At 57.5% G+C, this 23,171-nt stretch carries 21 protein-coding genes; 2 read left to right on the plus strand and 19 right to left on the minus strand.

The window, feature by feature from the left end:
• Genes KORLAC_RS04450 through KORLAC_RS04475 form a run of 6 tightly spaced genes read right to left on the minus strand, consistent with a single transcriptional unit; the run spans window position 1 to window position 6,403 of the window.
• Window positions 1-1,014, minus strand: a complete 1,014-nt coding sequence (locus KORLAC_RS04450; RefSeq protein ID WP_068303703.1) for a glycosyltransferase family 2 protein — start codon at window positions 1,012-1,014, stop codon at window positions 1-3.
• Between the two features lie 18 nt (window positions 1,015-1,032).
• Window positions 1,033-2,694, minus strand: a complete 1,662-nt coding sequence (locus KORLAC_RS04455; protein WP_139167697.1) for a polysaccharide biosynthesis/export family protein — start codon at window positions 2,692-2,694, stop codon at window positions 1,033-1,035.
• Window positions 2,687-3,883, minus strand: a complete 1,197-nt coding sequence (locus tag KORLAC_RS04460; protein WP_068303706.1) for a KpsE/RkpR family capsule polysaccharide export protein — start codon at window positions 3,881-3,883, stop codon at window positions 2,687-2,689. The genes KORLAC_RS04455 and KORLAC_RS04460 overlap by 8 nt, the downstream gene beginning before the upstream one ends.
• A gap of 23 nt (window positions 3,884-3,906) precedes the next feature.
• Entirely contained in the window at window positions 3,907-4,557 is a 651-nt protein-coding gene (locus tag KORLAC_RS04465) for an ABC transporter ATP-binding protein (protein ID WP_068303709.1), read from the minus strand.
• Window positions 4,554-5,336, minus strand: coding sequence for an ABC transporter permease (locus tag KORLAC_RS04470; protein ID WP_068303712.1), 783 nt, complete (start codon window positions 5,334-5,336; stop codon window positions 4,554-4,556). Before KORLAC_RS04470 ends, KORLAC_RS04465 begins: the two co-directional genes overlap by 4 nt.
• A 47-nt stretch (window positions 5,337-5,383) precedes the next feature.
• Complete coding sequence (locus tag KORLAC_RS04475; protein ID WP_068303716.1) at window positions 5,384-6,403, minus strand: KpsF/GutQ family sugar-phosphate isomerase; 1,020 nt, start codon at window positions 6,401-6,403, stop codon at window positions 5,384-5,386.
• A gap of 593 nt (window positions 6,404-6,996) precedes the next feature.
• Here KORLAC_RS04475 and KORLAC_RS04480 point away from each other — a divergent pair.
• A complete protein-coding gene (locus KORLAC_RS04480) occupies window positions 6,997-8,292 on the plus strand; it encodes a capsule biosynthesis protein (protein ID WP_068303719.1) in 1,296 nt (431 codons plus the stop codon).
• 54 nt (window positions 8,293-8,346) lie between these two features.
• On the plus strand, window positions 8,347-9,915 hold the full coding sequence (locus KORLAC_RS04485; RefSeq protein WP_068303721.1) for an LTA synthase family protein: 1,569 nt from the start codon (window positions 8,347-8,349) through the stop codon (window positions 9,913-9,915).
• Here the strand turns inward: KORLAC_RS04485 and KORLAC_RS04490 are convergent.
• The 13 genes from KORLAC_RS04490 to KORLAC_RS04550 all read right to left on the minus strand — a co-directional run bounded on the left by KORLAC_RS04490 (window position 9,887) and on the right by KORLAC_RS04550 (window position 23,060).
• Window positions 9,887-10,786, minus strand: coding sequence for an alpha/beta hydrolase (locus KORLAC_RS04490; RefSeq protein WP_068303724.1), 900 nt, complete (start codon window positions 10,784-10,786; stop codon window positions 9,887-9,889). The genes KORLAC_RS04485 and KORLAC_RS04490 overlap by 29 nt on opposite strands.
• Window positions 10,787-10,850: 64 nt before the next feature.
• The gene (locus tag KORLAC_RS04495) at window positions 10,851-11,477 is read right to left on the minus strand and encodes a hypothetical protein (RefSeq protein WP_068303727.1); all 627 of its coding nucleotides are present in this window, start codon (window positions 11,475-11,477) and stop codon (window positions 10,851-10,853) included.
• Window positions 11,478-11,479: 2 nt separating this feature from the next.
• On the minus strand, window positions 11,480-12,481 hold the full coding sequence (locus tag KORLAC_RS04500; protein WP_068303731.1) for a DUF805 domain-containing protein: 1,002 nt from the start codon (window positions 12,479-12,481) through the stop codon (window positions 11,480-11,482).
• A gap of 64 nt (window positions 12,482-12,545) precedes the next feature.
• Window positions 12,546-12,929 (minus strand): DUF805 domain-containing protein, encoded by a 384-nt coding sequence (locus tag KORLAC_RS04505; protein WP_068303734.1) that lies wholly within the window; start codon window positions 12,927-12,929, stop codon window positions 12,546-12,548.
• 119 nt (window positions 12,930-13,048) lie between these two features.
• The gene (gene cysN / locus KORLAC_RS04510) at window positions 13,049-14,971 is read right to left on the minus strand and encodes a sulfate adenylyltransferase subunit CysN (RefSeq protein ID WP_068303737.1); all 1,923 of its coding nucleotides are present in this window, start codon (window positions 14,969-14,971) and stop codon (window positions 13,049-13,051) included.
• The gene (gene cysD / locus KORLAC_RS04515) at window positions 14,971-15,876 is read right to left on the minus strand and encodes a sulfate adenylyltransferase subunit CysD (protein WP_068303740.1); all 906 of its coding nucleotides are present in this window, start codon (window positions 15,874-15,876) and stop codon (window positions 14,971-14,973) included. The genes cysN and cysD overlap by 1 nt, the downstream gene beginning before the upstream one ends.
• Window positions 15,877-16,077: 201 nt before the next feature.
• Window positions 16,078-18,171, minus strand: coding sequence for a capsular polysaccharide biosynthesis protein (locus KORLAC_RS04520; protein WP_068303743.1), 2,094 nt, complete (start codon window positions 18,169-18,171; stop codon window positions 16,078-16,080).
• The gene (gene kdsB / locus KORLAC_RS04525) at window positions 18,168-18,920 is read right to left on the minus strand and encodes a 3-deoxy-manno-octulosonate cytidylyltransferase (protein ID WP_068303746.1); all 753 of its coding nucleotides are present in this window, start codon (window positions 18,918-18,920) and stop codon (window positions 18,168-18,170) included. Before kdsB ends, KORLAC_RS04520 begins: the two co-directional genes overlap by 4 nt.
• A 3-nt stretch (window positions 18,921-18,923) precedes the next feature.
• Window positions 18,924-19,430 carry a KdsC family phosphatase gene (locus tag KORLAC_RS04530; protein ID WP_068303749.1) on the minus strand — a complete coding sequence of 169 codons (507 nt, stop codon included), beginning with the start codon at window positions 19,428-19,430 and terminating at the stop codon, window positions 18,924-18,926.
• Between the two features lie 6 nt (window positions 19,431-19,436).
• Entirely contained in the window at window positions 19,437-20,279 is an 843-nt protein-coding gene (gene kdsA, locus KORLAC_RS04535; protein WP_068303752.1) for a 3-deoxy-8-phosphooctulonate synthase, read from the minus strand.
• 93 nt (window positions 20,280-20,372) lie between these two features.
• A complete protein-coding gene (locus KORLAC_RS04540) occupies window positions 20,373-21,191 on the minus strand; it encodes a flagellin (RefSeq protein WP_068303755.1) in 819 nt (272 codons plus the stop codon).
• A gap of 98 nt (window positions 21,192-21,289) precedes the next feature.
• Complete coding sequence (locus KORLAC_RS04545) at window positions 21,290-22,117, minus strand: flagellin (protein WP_068303758.1); 828 nt, start codon at window positions 22,115-22,117, stop codon at window positions 21,290-21,292.
• Between the two features lie 193 nt (window positions 22,118-22,310).
• Window positions 22,311-23,060 carry a 4'-phosphopantetheinyl transferase family protein gene (locus KORLAC_RS04550; RefSeq protein WP_160328596.1) on the minus strand — a complete coding sequence of 250 codons (750 nt, stop codon included), beginning with the start codon at window positions 23,058-23,060 and terminating at the stop codon, window positions 22,311-22,313.
• Window positions 23,061-23,171 lie beyond the last annotated feature (111 nt).

The following is a 23,171-nucleotide window of genomic DNA, read 5'->3' on the forward strand; positions in this document are numbered from 1 at the left end:
CTATCCTCTCGCTGTCTGTGGTTGGCTGGCGTCCAGCTCAATCACCTGGGTCAGATCATCATCATTGCAGCCTCGCAGTATATCAGCGGGCACATCAAAAGGTCGGCGCTCAGCCGGGAATGAAATACTCAGCTTGGTACGGTCGCCGCCGCAGGCGTTATGCCAGCTGGTAAAGGCATCATAATAGGCTGCCCGGCTGCCGCCCACGGCCCGCTTGTGGCTGTTTCCCTGACGCTGCCAGTCAAAACCGGAACCCACGTCAGTGGTCAGCGACCCGTCCCGCAGCAGCCCTATGTACAGGCACTGGCGCAAATGACGCACACCTTTCCAGCCGAATATTTCCTTCAGGCGGCGGATATATTCCGTATCTGCAGCGATGCGCACGGTATCGAAAAAGCCAGCCTGCTTGAGCACCGGCGCCCGGCGGATCATCAGACTGATGGCCGCCATGCGCTCCTCCGCACCGTCGATCAACTGCATGTCACCTGCTTCATCCACGCGCCGCCAGCGGCAGGTACAGGCCATCAGGCCCGGGTCTGCCAGAAGGGCACCCATCTGGATCATCAGCCGGTCGGGGTCTGAATAGTCGTCGCTGTCATGGAAGGCGACAAACTCGCCGGTGGCTTTGGTCAGACACCAGTTTTTCGACCAGTAGGTCCCGTGGTTTGCGGGCGAAGTAAAAACCCGAAGCCGCTCGTCCTCTGCAGCCAGCGCTGCCAGGATGGCAGATGTATCGTCGCTGCTGGCATCATCGATCACCATCAGCTCCAGGTTCCTGTGGCTTTGCGCCAGCACGGACTTGACCGCCCGCTCGATCAGATGGCCTGTGTTGAAGGCTGTCATGATGACGGTAATCTTGCGATCCGCGGCCGCTTTTCCCAGCTTTCGGAAACGCTCAGTCTCATTCGCATAGAGGCGCGCGCCCAGTGCCCGCAAGGGGCCATGGGTACTATCCAGCAAATACCCGACCGGGTCCCTGCCTAACTTGCGCATCCGTCGAATGAAAAGCGTCATGGGTGTCTCCGACCGGCCCTAGAGCCTGAGCACCACGCCGGCAGACAGCGCAAGCTGGTAGAAGATGTTGATGATATCAGACGCAATCTGAACATGCTTGGTTGCGACCCGCGGCAGGACGAAAATCTCATCTCCCGGCACCAGCTGTACCCGCCTGCTGTCCAGGTCACCGTTTTTGACTTTCTGGAAGCTGCCATCCCGGTGCAGCAGAAGCACATTGGTATTGCGCCGCGATTGGGTAAAACCACCCGCCTGCTCGATATATTCTTCAACCGTACGGCCGTCCTGGAACGCCATGGCACTTGGGAACAAGACATCCCCGTGCACCATCACAAGGCTGCTGGTGCGCGGTATGCGGATCACATCGCCTGGCTCCAGCAGGATATCGTTTACCGACGAAGCCCCGGCAAGTGCCACCTGTCCGTTGGGTTCTACATTGCGCGCGCGCTCAACCCACTTCAGGATAAGCTCGGCCTCGCTTTTGCGGAGCTCGGCTTCCTTGGTGGTGTTGGACCGGGCAGTCAGCACGCTGCTTTCAAGAGCCCGCAACTGGGCCTCCAGCATTTCCTTCTGGCGCATCTTCACGCTTTTGCGCATCAGCTGGATAGCATTGCGCTGTGCGTTCTTGCCGAAGTCGATCTGTTCGATCAGGTCGCCAAGGCGGGCGCCGTACGGCAGGACAAATTCACGCGCGGAATCGGTTTCACCTTCAACGCGCACCGAAATGGTGCCGTTGGACTTGTCAGACATCACATGCAGCACGTCGCCCGGATAGATCGGTACATTTGCCGCTTGTGCGATGGCGATATATTCCACTTCGGACTTCGCCTGACTGTTGCGGCTGATACGCACATGGGTTGCCTGCGGCTGTGGCCGGGCCAGCGCCAGCAACTTGCCGGCAGCAACGGTCTCTGTCGTGAATTCAAACAGGTTACTGTTCTGAACGTCCCCCAGTACGCCTGCCTGTGCCTTGACCGGCGTCACCACAATCGTGTCCCCGTCAGACAGCTGGAACACCGGCATAATCCCGGTCAGGATAAAGTCATAGAGGTTGACGGTGCGGTACACCTGCCCGCCACGCAGCACCTTGATTTCCAGGAAGGAGCCACGGTTCGGGTCAACGCCGCCCGCCTGATCCAGGAAGAACAAGACGCTGTCGGATGCGTGCCCGGCATAAAGGCCTGGCTGCTCGACAAAGCCGGTGACGAAAATCTTCACTGGTTCAGCACCGTCCAGGCTGGCATAGACGCCAACATTCTTCTTGAACACGCGCTTGACCGATTCTGTCACCACCGCGTTGAGATCTTCATTCCTGACACCCTGCACGGCGATCGGGCCAACTTCCGGCAAAAAGACATTGCCCTGTGCGTCGACAACCAGCTCACCCGTAAATTCGAAACCGCCCCACATCTTGAGACTGATCTTGTCGCCCACAGCAATCTCATAGGACGGATTGAAGCCGATGAAAGACTGGTTGGCGAACTGGCCGCCAAAGATCCAGTTACCGAAAGCTTCATGGCGGTCGATCACCTCATTGGTGTTTTCCTCCACCGGCGCACCGTTCTGGGTGAGCGGCGGCACGGCCTGCGCCAGTACCGAACTTGACGCGCCCATCAGCACAAGGGCCGCGAGCCCCACTTTCAGGGCTTCGAGAGGCTTTTTCTTCAAAGCATTAAACATCGCGGTGCTCCCGAATGGTTGCGAGTGTCATGGTGACGATCCCGTAGGCCAGGCTCAACAAGACGAAGAGCGTGATCAGATTATAGAGTTTTCGTGGCGCGAGCGCCTCATCAGGCAACGACGGCGTCTGCAGCACTACAAGGTGCTTCATCTTGTGGTAGCTGTCTACCCGCGCCTGCTCAAGCCCTTGCAGGGCAAGCTGATAAAGCTTGCTGGCGAAATCGAACTCAAGCTCCAACTGCTGATATCGGGCGTTCACATCATTGATGGCTTCATTGTCCTGACTGGCAATTTTGGCGCGCTCTTCCTCAAGCTGTTGGGCGACGCTGTCGATCCGGTTTTGCACGGATACAAGCTGTGGCGCCGTGCTGTTCAGATAGCTTGAAAGAACCTTGTGTTCAGTCTGCAGTTCCACCAGGCGGGCCTCAAGGCTGTTGACCGTGGCCTGCAGGGCCGCTCCGGTTGCCGCCGGGTCAAGAAGCTCGTTTTCATTCTGGAAAGCCAGCATCTCGTCACGCGCGAGGTTTACGCGGTCGCGTGCGCGCTCAAGTTCCTGGCTGACAAACTGGATTTCCTCACTTGCGATCTTCTGGCTGACACCATTGATGAAGCGCTCGGATTCGGTCAGGATCGCACTCACCATCTTCTGGGAATATTCAGGCGTGAAAGCTTCGCCGGATACCGTCAGAATGCCCGATTCAGGGTCAATCGAAACCCCCACCTTACCCCGGTAGTAATCGAGGAATTCTTCTTCGGTCGGCTCACTTCCAAGGCGCGCGATCATATCCCACTGGCTGTTCGTAAAGTGGGTCTTCAGCGCGATTTCCTTGTTCAGGTACCGAACCATGTCCGAGGAATGGATATAGCTTTTAAGCAGCAAGGCGTCCCGTGCTTCACTACCGCCACCGGCCAGGATCGACAGCTGGGTCAAGGCGCCGCTGCCATTCTTTGTGGACTTCACATAAAGCTGGGCTTCGGTGATATAACGGTCAGACGCGAACAATCCATAATAGACAGCAGCCAGAAGCGTGATCGCCAGCACCCACTTGTAGCTGCCGAAATTGACCGTAGCAGCCCGCACATCAGTATAGGTTGCGGACAGCATCCCTTCCTGCCTTATCGCCAGGTCTTTACGCTGGTCAAGACGCTGCGCTACTGCGCCTCTGAGTTTTTCCAAAATCTGTTTCATGCTTCCCCGAGCAACCACGAGCCCTAAAGGCTCTGGTATCTAAAAATGGCGCGATCCACACTTTCGTAAAATTCCGCCCGACCATATGCAAGCAAAATTGCGGCATTACAATGCTTTCTGATCGTGCCCATATTGTGAGAAACCAATATGATATTGGCGTTTTCGCGCTTCTCTGAAATGGCCTTTTCGCACTTTTTCCGGAACCCTTCATCCCCCACTGACATGATCTCGTCAATCAGATAGGTGTCGAAGTCGAAAGCCATCGAAACGGCGAAAGAATATTTTGACCGCATGCCGCTTGAATAGCTGTTCACCGGCAATTCGTACATATCACCCAGTTCGCAGAATTCCTTTACGAACTCTTCAATTTCATGGGTGCCGCGCACACCGTGGATCCGGCAGATAAAGCGAACATTTTCCCGCCCCGTCATATTGCCCTGGAACCCGCTGGACAGCGCCAGCGGCCAGGAAATGAACCGGTCGGACTTGATGCGGCCCGCCGACGGGAAGTCAATGCCGCCGATCAGGCGCATCAGGGTTGATTTCCCCGCGCCGTTCACGCCCAGCATGGCCACGTCGCGATCATCCGGAATATCGATATTCAGATTCTTCAGCGCATATTTCGGGCCGAAACGCGTGGGATAATATTTGGACACATTTTCCAGCTGGATCATTGCGCCAGTATCCTCTGCCACGAAAGCCGGTAGCTGGACATAGCCAGCGCCATGGCCCCGATGGTCCACAGGAACAGGTAGAAACCGTCGGCAACCGGGCTGACATAAACAGGGAACCAGGCTTCGCGGATCAGTTCCATCGCATGCACCAGTGGGTTCCAGGCCAATATTGTCCGGTAGGGTTCCGGGACCATCGTCATCGGGAAAAACACCGCGGATATGAACAGGAGCGGCATCTGGATCATGGAGATCACCTTTTCGATCTCGCGAGCGAACTGGGACGCCACGCAGGCCAGAATGCCCACCGATGACGCGAACAGCCACAAAACCGCGCACCAGGCCAGAAGCAACAGCGGATCGCGCGGTGTCGCGTCAAACCCGAACCAATAGAGCGCAAGCCCCATGAGCAGACCCACAACCAGAAACAGACAGCCCTGAAGAAAGCTGTGGGCCATGAAGACATCGAACAGCCTGACCTGCCGGAAACCCATCAGTCCCCGGGCGCCGGAAACGGCCCCCATATTCTGCCGCATGGTCAGTTGCCACAGGATTTTAAAAGGCAGGAAGGCCGCGAACACGAAAATCGGGGGCGCCACATAGCCAAACTCGCCACGCCCCCTGAGGCCGAACAGCACGATGAACATCACGATCATCAGGAGCGGCTCAAGCACCAGCCAGACATTACCAAATGTGTAGGAGCTGAACTTCGCGTTCATCTCCCGCACAAAAATGGCAAAGATAACATCCTTCTGGATGGAAAATGCGGAACGGGCCCTCATGCGCCGGCTCTATCTCCTGTCGAGCGCCTGATGGTGGCAACTGCCGCCTAGGCGTCCTCGTGTTTGTAGATCCCCGCGTAACGCCCTTCGCTGTCTACTGCAACAAGGAACTTCACCTCGTCGCCGCGCATCATGCTTTCCGCTTCGTCCACGATCACATCCTTGCGGATCACCGAGAACTCCTTGCTCATGCACTGGTGCGCGGACACTTCGCGAACCCGGCGGGTAACCCTGAGGGCCACGCCAAGCTGACCCTTGGTGACAACCCCGATCGGCTTGCGGTCTTCGTCAACCACAACAGCCACACCGGCCGCACCGCCGGCCATTTCGGCCGCCAGTTCCAGAAGCACCATGTTGGGCGTTACCACAGGCACGCTGGTTGTCAGCATCAGGTCAGACACTTTCATCAGCAGGCGACGGCCAAGCGACCCACCCGGATGATAGCGCGCGAAATCGCGGGCATGGAAGTTACGAAGCGTCATCAGCGAGATAGCGAGCGCGTCGCCCATCGCCACAGTTACAACGATCGACGTGGTGGGCACCAGATTGTTGGGGCACACTTCTTCCGCGATCGGGATTTCCAGAACCACATCGGACGCACGCCCGAGAGTTGAGGATTTCGCGCCAGTGATAGCGATGATCTTGTTGCCGAATGACTTCAGGGATGGCAGCAGTTGCACGATCTCCTGTGTTTCACCGGAATAGGAAATCAGCAGAAGCGTATCACCCGGCGTCACCATGCCAAGGTCGCCGTGCGATGCCTCGGCCGGGTGCAGGAAGAAAGACGGCGTGCCGGTGGATGCCAGCGTTGCCGAAATCTTGCGTGCCACGTGGCCCGATTTGCCCATACCTATGACGATCAGGTGCCCACGGGTCTGAAGCGCGATACGGATCGCTTCAGCATAGGCATCATGGTCATAGGTTTGGGAAAGTCGTTCCAGCGCTTGCCCCTGCTTGAGGAAGCTACCGCCAATATTTTCCAGAGTATCGGTTAGGTCGGCCTTCACGCTATTGGGAAGGTCTAGGATATTCTCGCGAGCTGCTTGCTCGTCCGCCGTGCTTTTCATAAAATATCCCCAAAGCTACGTCGTTGTTATTATGTGAACTACCTGTACCAAGCCCCTGAACTAAAGACCTAAATGTGGCAATTTTGGTGCAAACAAGTTCGCATTCATAAAAAATCGCGGCAAGCTAGCACATGCGCTAACGCTTCTCAACAAACCCGTAACATTTGAAGCATGCCCCCGCAGGTCCCTGCATGCCGCCCATCATATGCTCAAAACAAACGGCCGGTTCGGCCCAGGTTTTCAGCATCATACATGAATTTACGTCAACAAACGGATTATCCTTCGTTAAAGTATCTTCATGATTAGTCTGCCTTTTTCCGTTCGTCAAATTTGTTAACAAATTATTATCTGATTTCCAGAGCCGTCAGAACAGAAAAACACAGGCATCCGATAGCGGGCCAAACATGAACCCTTGGTTAATAGACGCCGCACCTGCCGCCCAACCGCACCTCTAAAGCGAATTATTTCGCCTAAAAAGCATTTGAATGCCATAAGGGCATTTGCTAGGTCACAATTCTGTTTCCCATCAGAAACCCAGAATTGGCCATAAACTGAGCGCAGGGATCAGGGCGCACGAGCAGGCGGAACACACCATGAAAAATGGCATACCGGCCACTGATACCGACCACCCGGCATCCATGGCAGACATGGCGCTAGAAGGCCGGTCCATCCTGTTCCTGCAGGGCCTGGCCACTCCGTTTTTCGAAACACTTGCATGCAAGCTCGCGCGCGCTGGCGCGTCTGTTCACCGGGCGCATTTCTGCGGCGGGGACTGGGCTTTCCGCGGCGGGACGGTGGCAGGTGTCAGCCACCATGCTTACGGTGACACACTGGACAGCCTGCCGGATTGGTATGAAGCCCTGATCACCGAACACGGCATCGACACCATTATTCTTTTGGGTGATTGCAGGCCTATACATGCCCCCGCCCGGCAGATCGCAGCAGATCGCGGGCTTACGCTGTACGCATTTGACGAGGGCTATATCCGCCCGGGCTTCGTGACTATGGAAGCGGGCGGCACCAACGGCTACTCGCACATGCCAAAAGATGCAGACGTGATATCGAAGCTGGCGGCGGATGGCCCCAGGCAGGAGGCCAGCACCCCGATCAAGACCAACATGGGCCGCCGCGCGCGTATGGATATCCTGGCCCATGGCGCCAACATCATTTACCGCAGTCGCTTCCCGCATTTTCAAAGCCACCGACCCGCCTCCATCTGGCAGGAAGCGGGCGGCTGGATCAAACGCGGGGCGCGGTCGGTCATGCACGGCAGCGCCAACAAGGCCACCATCGCCCATATTGAGGCCGCACAGGTGCCCTATTTCCTGGTGCCCCTGCAGCTGAACAGCGATTACCAGATCCGCATTCATTCCCGCTTTGACGGCATGCCTGCCTTCATTGACGAGATCATGCAGTCCTTCGCTGCCAACGCACCTGGTGAGTGCCATCTGTTTTTCAAGAACCATCCGCTGGATAACGGTATCATCGACTACCGCAGCATCATTGCGAAGAAGGCGGCAGCGCTCGGCATCACGGGCCGGGTCTCCTTTGCGGCGGGTGGGGACCTGGACCGTATCATCACGAATGCTCGCGGCGTAGTGCTGGTGAACAGCACAGTGGGCTTTGCCACACTTCGGCTCACACGCCCGCTGAAGGCTCTCGGCACTGCTGTCTATGACATCGAAGGCCTCACAGACGCACAACCACTGGATGCCTTCTGGCAAAATCCCCAACCGCCCCAACAAAGGCTTGCGGAGGAATTCCTGACCGTTGTAGAGACATATACGCAAGTCAGGGGGGATTTTTTCTCGGAAGCCGGCATTGAACGCGCAAGCCATGAAGCTGCCCGCGTGATCGCCGGGGCCCTGCCCCGCCTGCCAACTGCCTGACAGGCCTTGGGCCTTCAGGCATACTCAAACAACGGATAACCGGCGCCTTTGGATATGTTCCTGATACCCGCAGTCCTCGTGCTTCTGCCCTTCCTTCTGGAAGCGATGGTAACCATTGGATTCACGCGGCCAACCGTCCGGCGCCACTGGCTGTTTTATGTGCTGACACCTGTGGTTTCCGTGCTGGTCTATCTCAGCTGGGCGGCGCTTCTGGGCCACCCTTATATCGCCCTCGGCTTCTGGTTCCTGGTCTATGGCGGCTTTACCATTGTCTCGAATGTGAAAAACAAAGTGCTGGGGGAACCCCTCAATGCCCCGGACCTGGAGACCGTGCGCCACCTGTTCATCTATCCGGAATTCTATGTCGCCTATGTGGGTGGCGGGCGGCTGATGCTGGTGGTTGCCACCTTCCTGATCGGCCTGGCCGCAGGGCTTGTGTTTGAAACATCTTTCGCCAGCCAGCAAAGCCTGCTGCCCGCGCCTGTGGCGTGGGTGTTGGGGCTCATGGTGTGGATCTTGTTCTTGTGGTTCCTGGCCCATGCCACAGCAAGCTTCCTGACGCAAGACAGCGCCCGCAAGCGGGGCATGCAATTTGATACCAACACGGACACAGCTCGCTTCGGCCTGTTCCCGCTGATGCCGCTTTATGCCGTTCTGTTGATGGACAAGGCCGAGAACCCAGCCCTGCAGCAGCAGCGCCCTGCCCTGAAGGCGCCCGAGGTGAAGCCCGACCTGATCGCGATCCAGGCGGAAAGCTATTTTGATATCGACCGGCTCTACCGCAAGCTTGATGGCCACCATAACCATGTCTGGCAGCCGCTTGCGACGCTGCGGGACAAGGGCGTGGCAGCTGGCACGCTGGAGGTCCCGGCCTGGGGTGCCTCAACCATGCAAAGCGAGTTTGCATTCCTGACCGCAACCAGAAATGAAGACCTGGGTATTGACTGCATCAACCCCTACCAGCGCGCGGCCCACTCGGGCCTGGAAACGCTGGCCACCCGGCTGAAGGCTCAGGGCTACCGCACACTGTGCATCCATCCGGCAAAGAAAGAATTCTTCCGCCGCAACACGGTGATCCCCAAACTGGGTTTCGATGACTTTATCGGCCTCGAAGCATTCGAGGACGCCGAGCGGTTCGGCCTTTATGTCTCAGACAAGGCGCTCGGGGACGTGATCGAACAGACGATTGCGGACCATAAAGCCAAAAACGACCAACCGCTGTTTGTGTTTGTGATTTCAATCGAAAGTCACGGCCCATGGCAGCCTGGGCGACTGGAAGGCTGGATTGATGAAGCCGAGGCACAGGCCGCCGACCCGACAAAGGACCGTTCCTTCGCGCTCTACCGCCAGCATATGGACCATCTGCTGGACCTGTTTGACCGGCTTGGGCCTGGGGCAAAAGACACGCTCGACCGCCCGCGCGCCATGGCCTTCTACGGCGACCACCTGCCCGCTTTCCACGAGCTGTTCAGCGCAAACGGCATAGACGGCAAGGCGGTTGATTATCTGCTCTGGTCAAGCGAGGCCCCACTCAAAGGCGAAGACGGCAAGCGAGTGGAAAACCTGGGCGATGACATGCTCACCGCCGCAGGCTTCAGGGAAGCCCCTTCATCAGGCGAATGATCGACGCCCGCGCACGCTGCGCTTCGGGCATATTCACCAGCGGCCAGCAATGGAACATGCCGGGCTCCTGATGATAGCTCATGGCCTGCCCGGCTTCCGTCAGCCGGTCGGCAAATCGTTTGCAGTCGGGCATCAATATGTCGCGCGTGCCAATGAAGATATGGCAGGGCGGCAGGCCCTCGATAGGTCCGAGGCCCGGGCTGACGCGCGGGTCTGAAATGGGCACTTTGTTCGCATACATGCGCCCCGCTTCCTGCAGCCCACCAATCGATAGCCACGGGTCATCCGCGTCCAGAAGGTCAATCTCTGGGCGGTCCAGCGCGACATCCAGCCAGGGTGAAATCAGGAACAGGTTTTCGGGCACACGGGCACCATCGGCTACCAGTTTTTGCACCAACGCAAGGCCAAGCCCGCCGCCTGCGCTGTCGCCCATCAGATGAACAGGCTCGTCGCCCGCGCGGGCTTCGAACGCCTTCCAGGCTGCCTCGGCATAGCCAAGGGCTGCCTCCATGTCATGCTCGGGCGCCAGCGGGTAGATGGGTACCATGATGGTCGCGTTTGCCTGATGGGCGAAGTCGGCGATGAAAGACCAGTGCGGCGGGATGATCTCGAACACATAGGCGCCGCCGTGCAGGTAGAAGACATGATGATCGGGTTTCTTGCCCTTCGGGCTCACCACATAGGTGGGGAAGCCGCCGATTTCCATCTCCTCAACATCAAGCCTCTGGTGGATTTTTGGGCCGGGGCGATAGTCAACGCTGGCACGCCGCTTCTTGATGGTCTCACGGATTGTAGGGCCGTCCTTCAGGTCCCCCTTCCGGTCCAATAGTTTCAAAATCAACACGAACAAACGCGACTTCAAACTGGCCATGTATCCTCCCCACAGGCTGTGTCCATGACACTATGGCGCGAAAAGGGTGAAAGCAAGGTTAAGACTACGGTTGTCGCTGAAGGATTCGGTTCATTATCCGGCTTGCTGGCGAGGGCAGTATCTTTTCATCCTGCCTCAGATAATCGAACTGCCCACTTGGGCAATGACCTACTTTTGATGCTCTTTCAAACCAAGTGGAGACCAGAGCATACAACTCGGTTCGAATTTCGTCACTGGAATATGCTGCCCCGGTTTCATAATCATAGTCTTCATTTTCATAGGCATATCGCGCTTCAATGTCAGCGACCTCTTGGATGAGTGCTTTCAATACTTGACCAGAGCAGTCAACACCCTGATCCCAGATGAACCTTGCCCACGCTAGGTGGTTCGGCTCAAAAACCGGCCAATCGGAATAAGCTGGATCTTCCGCAGTATTGAGTATCTTTTGCAGAAGCATAGCGGCTTCCATTTCGTTTTGAGGCTGCCGAATGAAGGGATGAGTCTTGCGTTTTGAAAAGAAGTGCTTAGTGCCGCCAACCGCAACAATAAGTAACAGGATGCCGACCAAAAATGCTATTAACCCAACAGGAATTGCGAGAACATAGAGCCAAATCCCCCATCCCCAGAGGGCAGTGAGATACATGGCTATTGCCACCGCCACGTAAAAACCAATCTTGCCAATCAAGCGCACGATTAATCCTCTGCTGTGGTTGTCTGCATTTCAACCGCGATGTCTGCCGCCGTGTCAGAAGTCAACGGATCAGCCCCGAAGCTGTTGCGGCCATCAGTGCCCGCAAGCGCCGCGAAACAGCCGAAATACAGAAGCGAAAGTGCGCTGGCCCAGAAATCCGGGTCCAACCACTGGCCCAGAAACGGCACCAGCATAAGCACAGCCGGCAGGAAGGAAGGCAGCAGCCACAAGCCCGAGAGGTTCATGTCATGCAGGCGGCGCACCTGCAGGCCCAGCGACGCAAAAATGAACAGATAGTGATAGACATAAAGCAGCACCACCCCAAGCCGCGAGGGCTGGTTATAAACCACCGCCACCAGCGCCAGATAGCCCCACATGGCCACCAGGAAAAACCCGACGAATTCATGGCGCGGGGCCCGGCCGGTGAAATCGAAGACATGGCTGAGCGTATAGCCAATGGTGCGGCGCGGTGCCCTGTATTGTGGTTGTGGCTGTGGCTCCAGACCGGGCTTGGGCTGATCTTCTAGCACAGGCCCCGCGGCAGGTGCCGCAACCACCGCTTCAGCCAAGCGTTCAGACGCTGGCTCGGTGTCTTCATCTGGCTCGCCTGCCGGCCCGTCTGGCTCCAGCGGTGACGGCCCATATTGGTTCCTGCCATCGGTGGACGCCACGCACATCAGCCCCAGAAACAGCAGCCAGACAAAGGCCTGTATCAGCCCGCCCATGATCCCGGCGGCAACGAAGGCCATCATCCACATGCCGGAAATCGAGGTATCCTGCAGGCGGCGGAAGGACACAGCCAGCAACGGCAGCGCATAAACGGCGACCAGCACCATGGCGATTTTGACCGCCCACGGCGGCCCCACCTTCATAAGCGGCAACAGCACCAGATAAGCCAGAAGCACGGCGGTCAGCTGGCTCCACCAATATTCCGATCGGCTGGACCGTCCGGTGAAATCCAGCACCCGCCTGAACACCGCCTTGTTCGCCTGCAAAATATTCACGCCATCTCCCCATAAAAAAGGCCGGGAACATCCCAGCCTTTTCCTCCGACTTTTTCAAGCTGTCTTAAGAAAAGACTTCGCCTACGTCCGTGCCTAATGGGTCACTGCCGAAACGGTTGTCGCCTTCGTCGCCCTTCTTGGTGAACCAGAAGACCATGAAGAAGATGCCCGCAATGGGTACCAGGAAAACCAGATACCACCAGCCCGACATATTGATGTCATGTAGCCGGCGCACAGAAATGGCAATCGTCGGCAGGAACAGGATCAACAGGACGATCCAGCCCATGATACCGCTTTCCACATTCCCCATAGCCACGTCGATGAAGCTGGCCGCCATAAAGGCCAGAATATAGAACAGGAAAAACCACCAGTATTCCGACCGCGAAGCACGCCCGGAAAAAGTCGCGTATTTCTTGAATGCCGTTGCGACAGCACTACCAAAACCCATAAGTTTTCTCCCCCAAGTTGAGATTGGAATTCGACGGTAGCGACCGTGTATGACTTACGTCAATAACAAAAAGGCCGGGACATGCCCGGCCTTCTCTCTGATTATCTATGAAACGGTGGTTAGCGCTGGCCGTTACCGTTAGCATTGAGGTAGCCGTTTTCCTCGAGGTACGCGATGATCACATCGGCGCACTCTTCGGCACTCATCTTGTCTGTGTTGACATGGATGTCGGCGCGCTCAGGGGCTTCATAAGGGCTATCGTAGCCCGTGAAGTTCTTGATCTCGCCCGCCTTGGCTTTCTTGTAGAGGCCCTTGGGGTCACGCTCGGCGCATACCTCAATCGGCGTATCCACATAGACTTCAATAAACTCACCCTCGTCCATCAGGTCATGCACCATGCGGCGCTCTGCCCGGAACGGGGAGATGAAGCTGGTCATCACCACGAGGCCTGCGTCGACCATCAGCTTGGCCACCTCGCCCACACGGCGAATGTTCTCCACCCGGTCAGCGTCGGTGAAGCCAAGGTCCTGATTGAGGCCATGACGTACGTTGTCGCCGTCCAGCGTGTATGTATGGCGGCCACGCGCGAACAGGCGTTTCTCAACGATGTTCGCGATGGTGGACTTGCCGGAACCCGACAGGCCAGTGAACCACAGCACCGCAGGGCGCTGGTGTTTCATGTCGGCGCGCGCGATCTTGTCAACGTCTAACGCCTGCCAGTGGATGTTCGACGCACGGCGAAGCGCGAAATCGATCATGCCCACGCCAACGGTCGAGTTGGTGATGCGGTCGATGATAATGAAGGCACCGGTTTCACGGTTATTCGAGTATGGGTCGAACGCGATACGGCTATCGAGCGCGATGTTACAGATGCCGATCTCATTCAGCTCAAGCTGCTTGGCGGCCGTATGCTCCATAGTGTTCACATTCACCTTGTGCTTCAGGTCCGTCACCAGGCCAGGGACTGTCTTGTTCGCCGTCTTGAACAGGTACGGGCGACCGGGCAGCATGTGCTCTTCCGCCATCCAGATGATCTTGGCTTCGAACTGGTCGGCCACTTCACAGGGGTGGTCCTTGCCTGCAATCACATCGCCGCGACTGATGTCAATCTCGTCATTGAGCGTCAGCGTAACCGCTTCGCCCGCAACGGCTTCGTCCAAGTCGCCGTCATAGGTAACGATAGACTTGACCGTGCTTTCAACCGCGCTTGGCAGAACCTTGATCGGATCGCCCGGGCGGATGGTGCCGCTAGCGATGGTGCCCGAGAAACCGCGAAAGTCCAGGTTCGGGCGGTTAACCCACTGAACTGGCAGGCGGAAATCCGCTGCCTGACGGGCATCACCCACTTGAACCGTTTCCAGATAATGCAACAGCGACGGGCCGTCATACCAAGGAGTGTTCTCGGATTTTGCGAGAATATTGTCGCCCTTGAGAGCGCTCAGCGGGATCGAGACAATTTCGCTAAAACCGAAGTCCTTGGCGAACTCGCGGTACTCGACTTCAATGTCATTGAGGACCTTCTGGCTATAGTCCACCAGGTCCATCTTGTTGACCGCCAGCACGATACGCTTGATGCCCAGAAGCGAGCAGATGAAGCTGTGACGACGGGTTTGTGTCAGAACACCTTTGCGCGCATCGATCAACAGAATCGCGACATCGGCAGTGGACGCACCAGTGGCCATGTTGCGGGTATATTGCTCGTGCCCCGGCGTGTCGGCCACAATGAATTTGCGCTTGTCGGTGGAGAAGAAGCGGTAGGCCACGTCGATGGTGATACCCTGCTCGCGCTCAGCCGCCAGGCCATCCACGAGAAGCGCGAAATCGATCTCCTGGCCCTGCGTACCCATCTTCTTGCTGTCGGCCTCAAGGGCGTTCAGCTGGTCTTCGAAGATCAGCTTGCTGTCGTACAGAAGGCGCCCGATGAGCGTCGATTTACCGTCGTCCACGCTGCCGCAGGTGATGAAGCGCAGCATGGATTTTTCTTCCTGGGCCTTCAGGTAGGCCGAGATATCTTCAGCAATGAGGTCAGACTGGTGCGACATTAGAAATATCCCTCTTGCTTTTTCTTCTCCATGGAAGCTGCGCTGTCATGGTCGATCACACGGCCCTGACGCTCTGAACTTGTGGTCAGCAGCATTTCCTGGATCACTTCTTCAAGCGTGTCGGCCGTCGATTCCACGGCGCCGGTCAGCGGGTAGCAGCCCAGTGTGCGGAAGCGCACTGATTTCATCATTGGCTCTTCGCCGTCCTTGAGCGGGAAACGCTCGTCGTCCACCATAAACAGCTGGCCGTCGCGTTCCACGACCGGGCGTTTCTTCGACAGATACAGCCCCGGGATCGGGATACCCTCCAGGTGGATATATTGCCAGATATCAAGCTCGGTCCAGTTGCTGAGCGGGAACACGCGGATGCTCTCGCCCTTGTTCTTGCGGGCGTTATAGATGCTCCACAGCTCAGGGCGTTGGTTCTTCGGGTCCCACCGGTGCTGGGCAGAGCGGAAGGAGAATACGCGTTCCTTCGCACGGGACTTTTCCTCATCCCGGCGCGCGCCACCAAAGGCTGCGTCGAAGCCGTATTTATCCAGCGCCGCCTTCAGCGCCTGGGTTTTCATAACGTCGGTATGAACCTGGCTGCCGTGGGTGAAGGGGCCGATGCCCTCTTTGACGCCGTCTTCATTGATATGAACGATCAGGTCGAGGCCCAGGTCTTTGGTCAGATTATCGCGAAATTCGATCATCTCGCGGAACTTCCAGGTGGTATCCACATGCATGACCGGAAACGGTGGCTTGGAAGGATGGAACGCCTTCATCGCCAGATGCAGCATGACTGCACTGTCCTTGCCGACAGAGTAAAGCATCACCGGGTTTTCCGCCTCGGCGGCGACTTCGCGCATGATGTGGATGCTCTCGGCTTCCAGTCGTTTCAGATGGGTAAGTGTTTTTGTCATCAAAAATCCACCAACAGATTGCTTTGAGCCCTTAAACTTCAAGGCTTTTAAAGATGGTGCGGGTGTAGCGCAAGCACAAGCACCAAAGAAAACGAATTTTTCTTTTTTAAGGGGCTAGCGGGCCTATTTTGGAAATATTTTCCAAAATATAACCAGAAAACTTTTCCGAAGGCCTTGCCTGACCCCGCCAATGTGCGTCGATTATCTAAGAAGCGCTTCCGCGATATACATGGCCTTGCGCGCCAGCTTCGAAACCGATGCCACCGGGCCACCCGAAATCACGCTGCTGCCGCGCTCCATCGCCGCGATATCCGCCACCAACGCTTCCGGACCATAGCTTTTACCGCCCGGCCACTGGACATAGCGCGCGTAAACACACAGAAGGCCGTAAACAAGGCCGTCAAGCGGCAGGTCACGCCCCCGACGTTCACCGAGACGGGCGCCCAGCTGATCGGTTGTCAGCCCCCATCCGGCATAGAAGGGCATGCCGTAGGTCGTTACCTTGATGCCGCGAAGGATCGCCTCAAAACCGGTCAGGCTTGTCATGGTATGCACGCAGTCAACGGCCTCCAGGCAATCAATGATGTCCGCATCCACCACCACTTCACTGGTGCAGCGGTCAAGCACATCCTGCGGCACAGCGCCTTCCCGGTTACCGGACACCACATCCGGGTGCGGCTTGTAGATGATATAGGCGTCGCTGTTCGACTGATGCACAGCTTCCAGCAGCTCAGCGTTGGTCTTTACTTCGGGCGACCCTAGCTTGATCGAGGCATCTGCTTCCACCTGCCCGGGCACCAGGATCACCGGCTTGCCGCCCGCCTTGGCGCGAAAATCAAGGGAGCCCGACGTGCCCACATTATATTTGGACACCCGCGCGCCCAACACCGCTTTCCGAAGCGCCTTGCCCCGCGCCAGGTCATGCCGGTCAAATTCATGTTTCTTCAGGAAAGCCTCAAGGTCACTTGGGCCGCGGCCATCGTAATAAATGCCCGACCGGTCCAGCACCAGCGATGACGGGCGGCGGAGGTCACTGCCCAGCCCCACAGACCTGAGGAACCCATCTTCCATACGCCACACCGGGATATGCCCCGGCACAGCTTCGGCTTCCTTGTCGTGCTTACGGCCCCACAGGACGACAATATCGCCATCCTGATAGTCATATCCGTCCAGCGCCTGCGGCTTGACAAAGACAGTATTTTTTTCGCCAAGACCAACGAATTCCGGAATAAAACCGCGCTTCCACAAGGAAAAGCCCACTGCCAGCGCGCGCTTGCCTCGTGGCCGTGTCATCTGGCGTTCGGCCGTCAGGATATCCAGAATGCGTTCAAGTTCGCACGATTCCCCCGTATAGGGGTCCACATAGCGGCTATAGACGATGAAAGCGGCAGCGAACAGTTCCTCAAGGCTGCGGTTGGCGATACGCGCCTCACACAGTTGACGGTCGTGCGTCAGCCCCCAGCCCGCGTAAAACGGCAGGCCGAAGCAGGTGACCTTCTTGCCCGCGATCAGGCCCTCAAGCCCCATCTGGCTGGTTACCACATACACGTGGTCCACCCGCTCCATCAGGGCCTGGGGAGCCACATCGTCGGCAATGAACATCACGCGTTCATGCGCGCGCTCCAGGTCGAAATGGCCCTTCTTGGTGCCTGCCAGCACGTCTGGGTGCACCTTCACCAGCACCAGCGACGTGGGATTTTCCTCAAGCGCGGTCTGCATCATTTCCATGAACATGCCGTCATTGGCCATGCCATACTGGATGGATTGGTCAGCGAACGTCTGGTCCACAACCAGAACCTTGGGCCCCTTGAAAGCATTAAGCTTTTCCCGAAGGTCAGGCGAGATATCAAAGGGTGCATGGTTATATTTCGACAGCCGCCAGCGCCGGATACGTGCCATGGCGTCACGCGACCGCGCCAGCAGATCATCGGTAATCCAGTCATCCCGGTTCAACAGGCCTTCAAGGTCGCTTGGGGTGTGCGCGTCATAATAGATGCCGCTTTTGTCCACCACCAGCGACAGGCGTCGCCCATCCGATGACGGGTGGCTGAGATAGCCCAGGAATCCGTCTTCAAGACGCCAATATTCGAGATTACGGCGCTTGGCATAGGTCCTTGCCTTCTCGGTATTTTCCTTCTGGCCCCAGCCCACGACCACATCACCGTCGCGCGCGCCCGACAGGCCCTTTCTGACCTCGCGCCCCAACAGCGCAGCCATCAACGCGTCACCGGCGATGCCGCTGGACGACGTAAGGGCACGTGGCGCCTGAACCTTGTCTGTGGTGTCCTCGGTCATCCGCCAATCCCCATCATGGCGCGCACAGCGGCCAGGTCTTTTTCCGTGTCCACACCCGCAGGCGGTGCATCGGCCACTTCGGCCACCACGATTTTCATGCCGTGATAAAGGGCCCGCAGCTGCTCCAGCGCTTCAAGCTCTTCAAGCGGCGCGGGCGGCAAAAGTGTCAGCTGCCTGAGAGTCCCTGCCCGGTAGGCATAAATGCCGATATGGCGCTGGTAGGCGAAGCGCTGTAGATCAGGCCGCTCGGCACCGCGTTCATGGGGAATGGCACTGCGGGAAAAATAACAGGCACTGCCTGCCTTGTCTGTCACCACCTTCACCACATTGGGGTTCACAAGGTCATCCATACTGGCAATGGCGTGACTGGCGGTCGCCAGCGCCGCGTCAGGGCTGCCTGCCAGGAGGTCCGCTACGGCGCGAACCAACGCGGGGGGCATCATCGGCTCATCGCCCTGGACATTCACGATGATCTCATCGTCATGGCAGCCCAGGATATCCACCACTTCTGCGATCCGGTCCGTGCCTGACGCATGATCCAGCGCCGTCATCACAGCCTGCGCGCCAAAACCGCGCGCCACATCAAACACCCGCGCGTCATCGGTGGCCACCACCACGTCATCTGCGCCGCACGTGCCGCAGCGCTCCCACACATGCTGAATCATCGGCTTGCCGCAAATGTCAGCCAGCGGCTTGCCTGGCAGGCGGCTTGAGGCATAGCGCGCAGGGATCACTATCTTGAAGGTCATGCCCTAATCCTCCTCGGGCATGACATAATAATCAGCGAAACGAATACCGTTCAGCGCTGCCAGATAGTCGCACAGCTCGCGCACGGCACCATAGCCGCCACGGCGGTCGGTCACATGGTGCGCCGTCTCAAGCACTTCCGGGACTGCGTTTGGCGGGGCCACGGCAAAGCGCACAGACCGCATCACCTTCAGGTCGATCAGGTCATCGCCCATGAAGGCAACCTGGCTGAAATTGCATCCGACCTCGTCGCAGATATCCTTTAGGGCAGCCACCTTGTCCTTGCATTTGAAGCGGCGATGAAAAATGCCCAGGTCATCGAGACGTCGTTCAAGCGGCGCACTGCCTCGCCCTGAAATCACGGCCACATCGAAGCCCGAGCGCATCAGAAGCTTGATGCCAAGGCCGTCTTGCACATTGAAGGCTTTCAGCTCCTCGCCCTCGGCGGAATAGAAGATGGTGCCGTCTGTCAGCACGCCGTCCACATCCAAAACCAAAAGCCGGATATCCATTGCCGTCTACTCCGTTACCAGTGCAGGAAAGCTTTTCGCCAAATCATCAACGGCCTTCATCTGCGCCAGATAGGGCTCCAGTTTATCGAGCGGCAGAGCGGAGGGTCCATCGCATAGCGCTTCGTCCGGGTTCGGGTGCGCTTCGATGAAGAGGCCGGCGATGCCGAGGGCCATGCCCGCCCGCGCCAGCGCTGCTGCCTGGGCACGCCGGCCGCCTGCGCTGTCTATAAGGCCACCAGGGCGCTGCAGCGCGTGGGTGGCATCAAACACCACAGGCGCATAATCCTTCATCACATCCATGCCCAGCATATCCACGATCAGGTTATTATAGCCAAAGCAGCTGCCCCGTTCACACAGCATGACCTTGTCGTTGCCGCTTTCCTTGAATTTCTTGATGATGTGACGCATTTCCTCGGGCGCCAGAAACTGCGGCTTTTTCACATTGATCACCGCCCCGGTTTCGGCCATGGCAGTTACCAGATCGGTCTGGCGCGCGAGAAAAGCCGGCAGCTGGATCACGTCCGCCACGTCGGCGGCCGGCGCGGCCTGGTGAGGCTCATGCACATCAGTGATCACCGGCACGTCAAATTTGGATTTGATATCCGCCAGAAGCTGCAAGCCGTCGTCAAGGCCCGGCCCCCGGAAAGAATGCACACTGGAGCGGTTCGCCTTGTCGAAGGAGGCCTTGAAAACATAAGGAATGCCAAGCTTTTTCGTGACTTCCACAAAGGCTTCCGCCACTTCAAATGCCAGATCCCTGCTTTCAAGAACATTCATGCCGCCAAACAGAACGAATGGCGCGTCATTGGCGACCGTTATATCCCGCCCGAGTGAGATAGATCGAGCCATAGCTTCCCCCGATAATTGTCTTATAGTGCCATGGCTAGCGCGGGCGGCACGAAAGCGCAAGACTGCAGTGACACCCGCGACCGAAAAGACCTTTTATTTGAGCAGTGACAGGATCGCCTGCGGCCGCTGGTTGGCAATAGGAAGCGTCTGGACACCCAGTGCCTGCTTCACCTGCAGCGCCTGAAGGTTGGCTGTCTCCTTCTCCAGGCTGGGCTCTACCAGGTTGCCGACACCGGCATCGATGGTATCGGAAAGTTTGGTGATGAAGCTTTGCTGGGCGCTGATGCTTTCACCGCCGCCCTCAAATACCGCCTGAGCCTTCGACACGTTGGCGCGAGAGGCCACAATGGCTTCCAGGGCATCCGCGGCGGCAGTTACTGTTTCCAGCCCCTGATCCGGCTTCAGCGTCACTTTTTCCCCACTAAGCGCCAAATCTTGTGGCGGAATCTCTACTGCCCGACGGCCGTTGGCGCTTGTCAGCGCTGTAATCGCCTGGCCACCCCGCTTGACCGCATTGACGCCTTCAAAGTCAGCGTCGCGGATTACGTCATTGATCAGGTCGCGTTCTGTGGCGAAGGCTTCATTGAGAGCGGCACGCGCACTTTTATCAAGATCAGGATCAAGCCCGCGCTCAGCCTTTTCCTGGAGCTGCGACAGCAGATCAGCCACCTTGCCTGCTGCAATCGACGCCACTTCAAGGGCCGACGCCGCATGCCCGAGAGACGCGCGAACACTTTCAAGCCCGGTCGCATCGCCCTTCAGATGGTCCGCAACCGAAACAGCGCCATCATCAGCCCGGCGATCATCAGACTGTTTGGATTTGGCCTGCTCTTCCGCCAGATCACGGCCAGGTTGTTTCTTGTTCTGCAGAACTGCGAAAGCACCTGCATTTGGATCCACGGTGAAAACCATGTAACGCACCCTTCTGGTTTAACTATGCCGGCATCCCCATGCCAGCGTCCTCAATCTCAAAGCCCGGTTGCATTATATCATGACCGGGCCGTCTTTGGTCACTGGAAAAGTGTCAGCACGGCACTCGGCGAATTATTGGCGATGGACAGGGCCTGCAAGCCAAGCTGCTGTTTTACTTGCAGTGCCTGCAAGGTGGCTGACTCTTTCGCAAGGTCTGCATCCACCAGATTCCCGATTCCCACTTCAATGGTGTCAGAGAGTTTGCCGACAAACTCGCGCTGTATCTCCAGCCTTGTGGAGCCCGCCCCAAAGGCAGACAGAGCAGACGTAACGTTGGACGCCGATGCGGAAATTGTTGTCACCGCCGTTGACGCCAGCGCCGCGCTTGAAATTTCCTGCGTCGCCGAAAGCGTCACATTGGCCCCGCCCAGCGTCAGGTCCTGGGCCCCAATGGTGATGGTGTTTGTACCGCTGTCGTTGGTGATGGCCACAATATCTGTGCCGCTGCCATCCACGGCGTTGGCGCCATTGAATTCAGCGTTTTCCACGATGCTGGTGATCTGATCCCGAAGTTCGACAAACTCGTCATTGAGCGCATCGCGGCTGGCGCTGTCGATGCCGGTATCCTTCGCGGATACGGCTTTTTCCTTCAGTTCTGTCAGCAAGTCAGAGACAGCTTCACCGGCCGCAACTGCAACATCAAGTGTGGAAATGGCCCGGTCCAGCGACCCCTTGACGGCGTTCAGGCCGGCAATATCCCCACGCAGGTTTTGCGCGATGGCATATGTCGCAGCACTATCCTTGGCGCTTTCCACCTTAAGGCCGGTGTTGATGCGCCGCTGAGTCGTTTCCAGTTGACTGTTCGTTTGATTAAGACTTTGAAGCGCGAGAAAGGCACCCGCGTTCGTATTTACGGAAAAAGCCATTTTGCCTTCTCCACCATGTTTTCAGACACAGTCGGCGTCGTTTTGACGTCTTAAACCGTTCCGGCACGGCACGCCCTTCAAGCGATGCGCCTGTGATTTCTTCTGAAATTTATCCGGTCACCCACGCGTATGATAGCACATGCCTGCGTTTGCGCCAAGTATATGGCCCAATACAGGGAATGTGGCCACTGGTTCAGTCAGCGCGATTCCTTAAAGGGTCAGGGCGGCGACTAATGTGCTTGATGGACAGATCAAGCTCAACCTGGATCGGCTTTTCAGCCACAGCAGCAATCATCAGATCATGCTCCGGGTTGAAATCGAAATAGATGAAGGCTTCAGCTAGCCCTTTTGGTGTTGGCGTCGCAAGCTTTGGCGGGCGCGCTGTCAGGTCGATTTTCAAGTTTCTGAGGTAGGGCATCAGCTTGCCATCTTCCATTTTAACGAAGGCCTCGCGGATTGACCAAAGCGTGAAAAACATCAACCGCCCAATTTCATCCGACATGGCAGACAAGAGCATCCAGTCTTCTTCCGGGAAGCGGCGCTCTGCCACGCGGCGCCAGTCGACGCTTGGGTCCAGTTGCTGGATATCAATGCCCACAGGGCAGGTTTCGGACACCATAACCGCAGCGATGCCTTCCTCGGCTGCCCCGGTGTGTGATACTGAAAAATAAGGTGGTTCGTCTTCGGCAAAGCCATCAATGGAAATGCGTCCTGCCCCCTCCTGCATAAGAGGTACAGCACCTGGCAGCAACCCCATATAAGACCCAAGGGCCATGCGCAGCATGCGGCGGGCTGTCACAAATGCCGGGCGCGCGCCTTCATGCATACCCGCAAGGCGCTCATGTTCGTTCGCAGACAGGATATCCTGCCCTGCAAGGGACGGGTCTGCCTCCCGCACCATCAGCCTGACGGTCTCAAAACTATTTTCAGTCTGTCCTGCCATAAGCGGCGGCGCCATTCCCCGGTTGCACCCAGCGCCATCTAAGCGCAAAGCCTGGTCCACTGCAATTCCAAAACTGAACAAAACAAAAGCCCCCCGGCCATGGCCGAGGGG

The sequence above is a fragment of the Kordiimonas lacus genome, from assembly GCF_001550055.1.
GTDB lineage: Bacteria > Pseudomonadota > Alphaproteobacteria > Sphingomonadales > Kordiimonadaceae > Kordiimonas > Kordiimonas lacus.

Excerpts from the sequence above, each read along its gene's own strand:
- KORLAC_RS04540 (WP_068303755.1), bottom strand. The coding sequence starts at position 21,191 with ATGGTTTTCACCGTGGATCCAAATGCAGGTGCTTTCGCAGTTCTGCAG.
- cysD (WP_068303740.1), bottom strand. The coding sequence starts at position 15,876 with ATGACAAAAACACTTACCCATCTGAAACGACTGGAAGCCGAGAGCATC.
- KORLAC_RS04450 (WP_068303703.1), bottom strand. The coding sequence starts at position 1,014 with ATGACGCTTTTCATTCGACGGATGCGCAAGTTAGGCAGGGACCCGGTC.
- kdsB (WP_068303746.1), bottom strand. The coding sequence starts at position 18,920 with ATGACCTTCAAGATAGTGATCCCTGCGCGCTATGCCTCAAGCCGCCTG.
- cysN (WP_068303737.1), bottom strand. The coding sequence starts at position 14,971 with ATGTCGCACCAGTCTGACCTCATTGCTGAAGATATCTCGGCCTACCTG.
- KORLAC_RS04475 (WP_068303716.1), bottom strand. The coding sequence starts at position 6,403 with ATGAAAAGCACGGCGGACGAGCAAGCAGCTCGCGAGAATATCCTAGAC.
- KORLAC_RS04490 (WP_068303724.1), bottom strand. The coding sequence starts at position 10,786 with ATGGCCAGTTTGAAGTCGCGTTTGTTCGTGTTGATTTTGAAACTATTG.
- KORLAC_RS04480 (WP_068303719.1), top strand. The coding sequence starts at position 6,997 with ATGAAAAATGGCATACCGGCCACTGATACCGACCACCCGGCATCCATG.
- KORLAC_RS04470 (WP_068303712.1), bottom strand. The coding sequence starts at position 5,336 with ATGAGGGCCCGTTCCGCATTTTCCATCCAGAAGGATGTTATCTTTGCC.
- kdsA (WP_068303752.1), bottom strand. The coding sequence starts at position 20,279 with ATGGCTCGATCTATCTCACTCGGGCGGGATATAACGGTCGCCAATGAC.
- KORLAC_RS04465 (WP_068303709.1), bottom strand. The coding sequence starts at position 4,557 with ATGATCCAGCTGGAAAATGTGTCCAAATATTATCCCACGCGTTTCGGC.
- KORLAC_RS04455 (WP_139167697.1), bottom strand. The coding sequence starts at position 2,694 with ATGTTTAATGCTTTGAAGAAAAAGCCTCTCGAAGCCCTGAAAGTGGGG.
- KORLAC_RS04485 (WP_068303721.1), top strand. The coding sequence starts at position 8,347 with ATGTTCCTGATACCCGCAGTCCTCGTGCTTCTGCCCTTCCTTCTGGAA.
- KORLAC_RS04550 (WP_160328596.1), bottom strand. The coding sequence starts at position 23,060 with ATGGCAGGACAGACTGAAAATAGTTTTGAGACCGTCAGGCTGATGGTG.
- KORLAC_RS04520 (WP_068303743.1), bottom strand. The coding sequence starts at position 18,171 with ATGACCGAGGACACCACAGACAAGGTTCAGGCGCCACGTGCCCTTACG.
- KORLAC_RS04505 (WP_068303734.1), bottom strand. The coding sequence starts at position 12,929 with ATGGGTTTTGGTAGTGCTGTCGCAACGGCATTCAAGAAATACGCGACT.
- KORLAC_RS04545 (WP_068303758.1), bottom strand. The coding sequence starts at position 22,117 with ATGGCTTTTTCCGTAAATACGAACGCGGGTGCCTTTCTCGCGCTTCAA.
- KORLAC_RS04530 (WP_068303749.1), bottom strand. The coding sequence starts at position 19,430 with ATGGATATCCGGCTTTTGGTTTTGGATGTGGACGGCGTGCTGACAGAC.
- KORLAC_RS04460 (WP_068303706.1), bottom strand. The coding sequence starts at position 3,883 with ATGAAACAGATTTTGGAAAAACTCAGAGGCGCAGTAGCGCAGCGTCTT.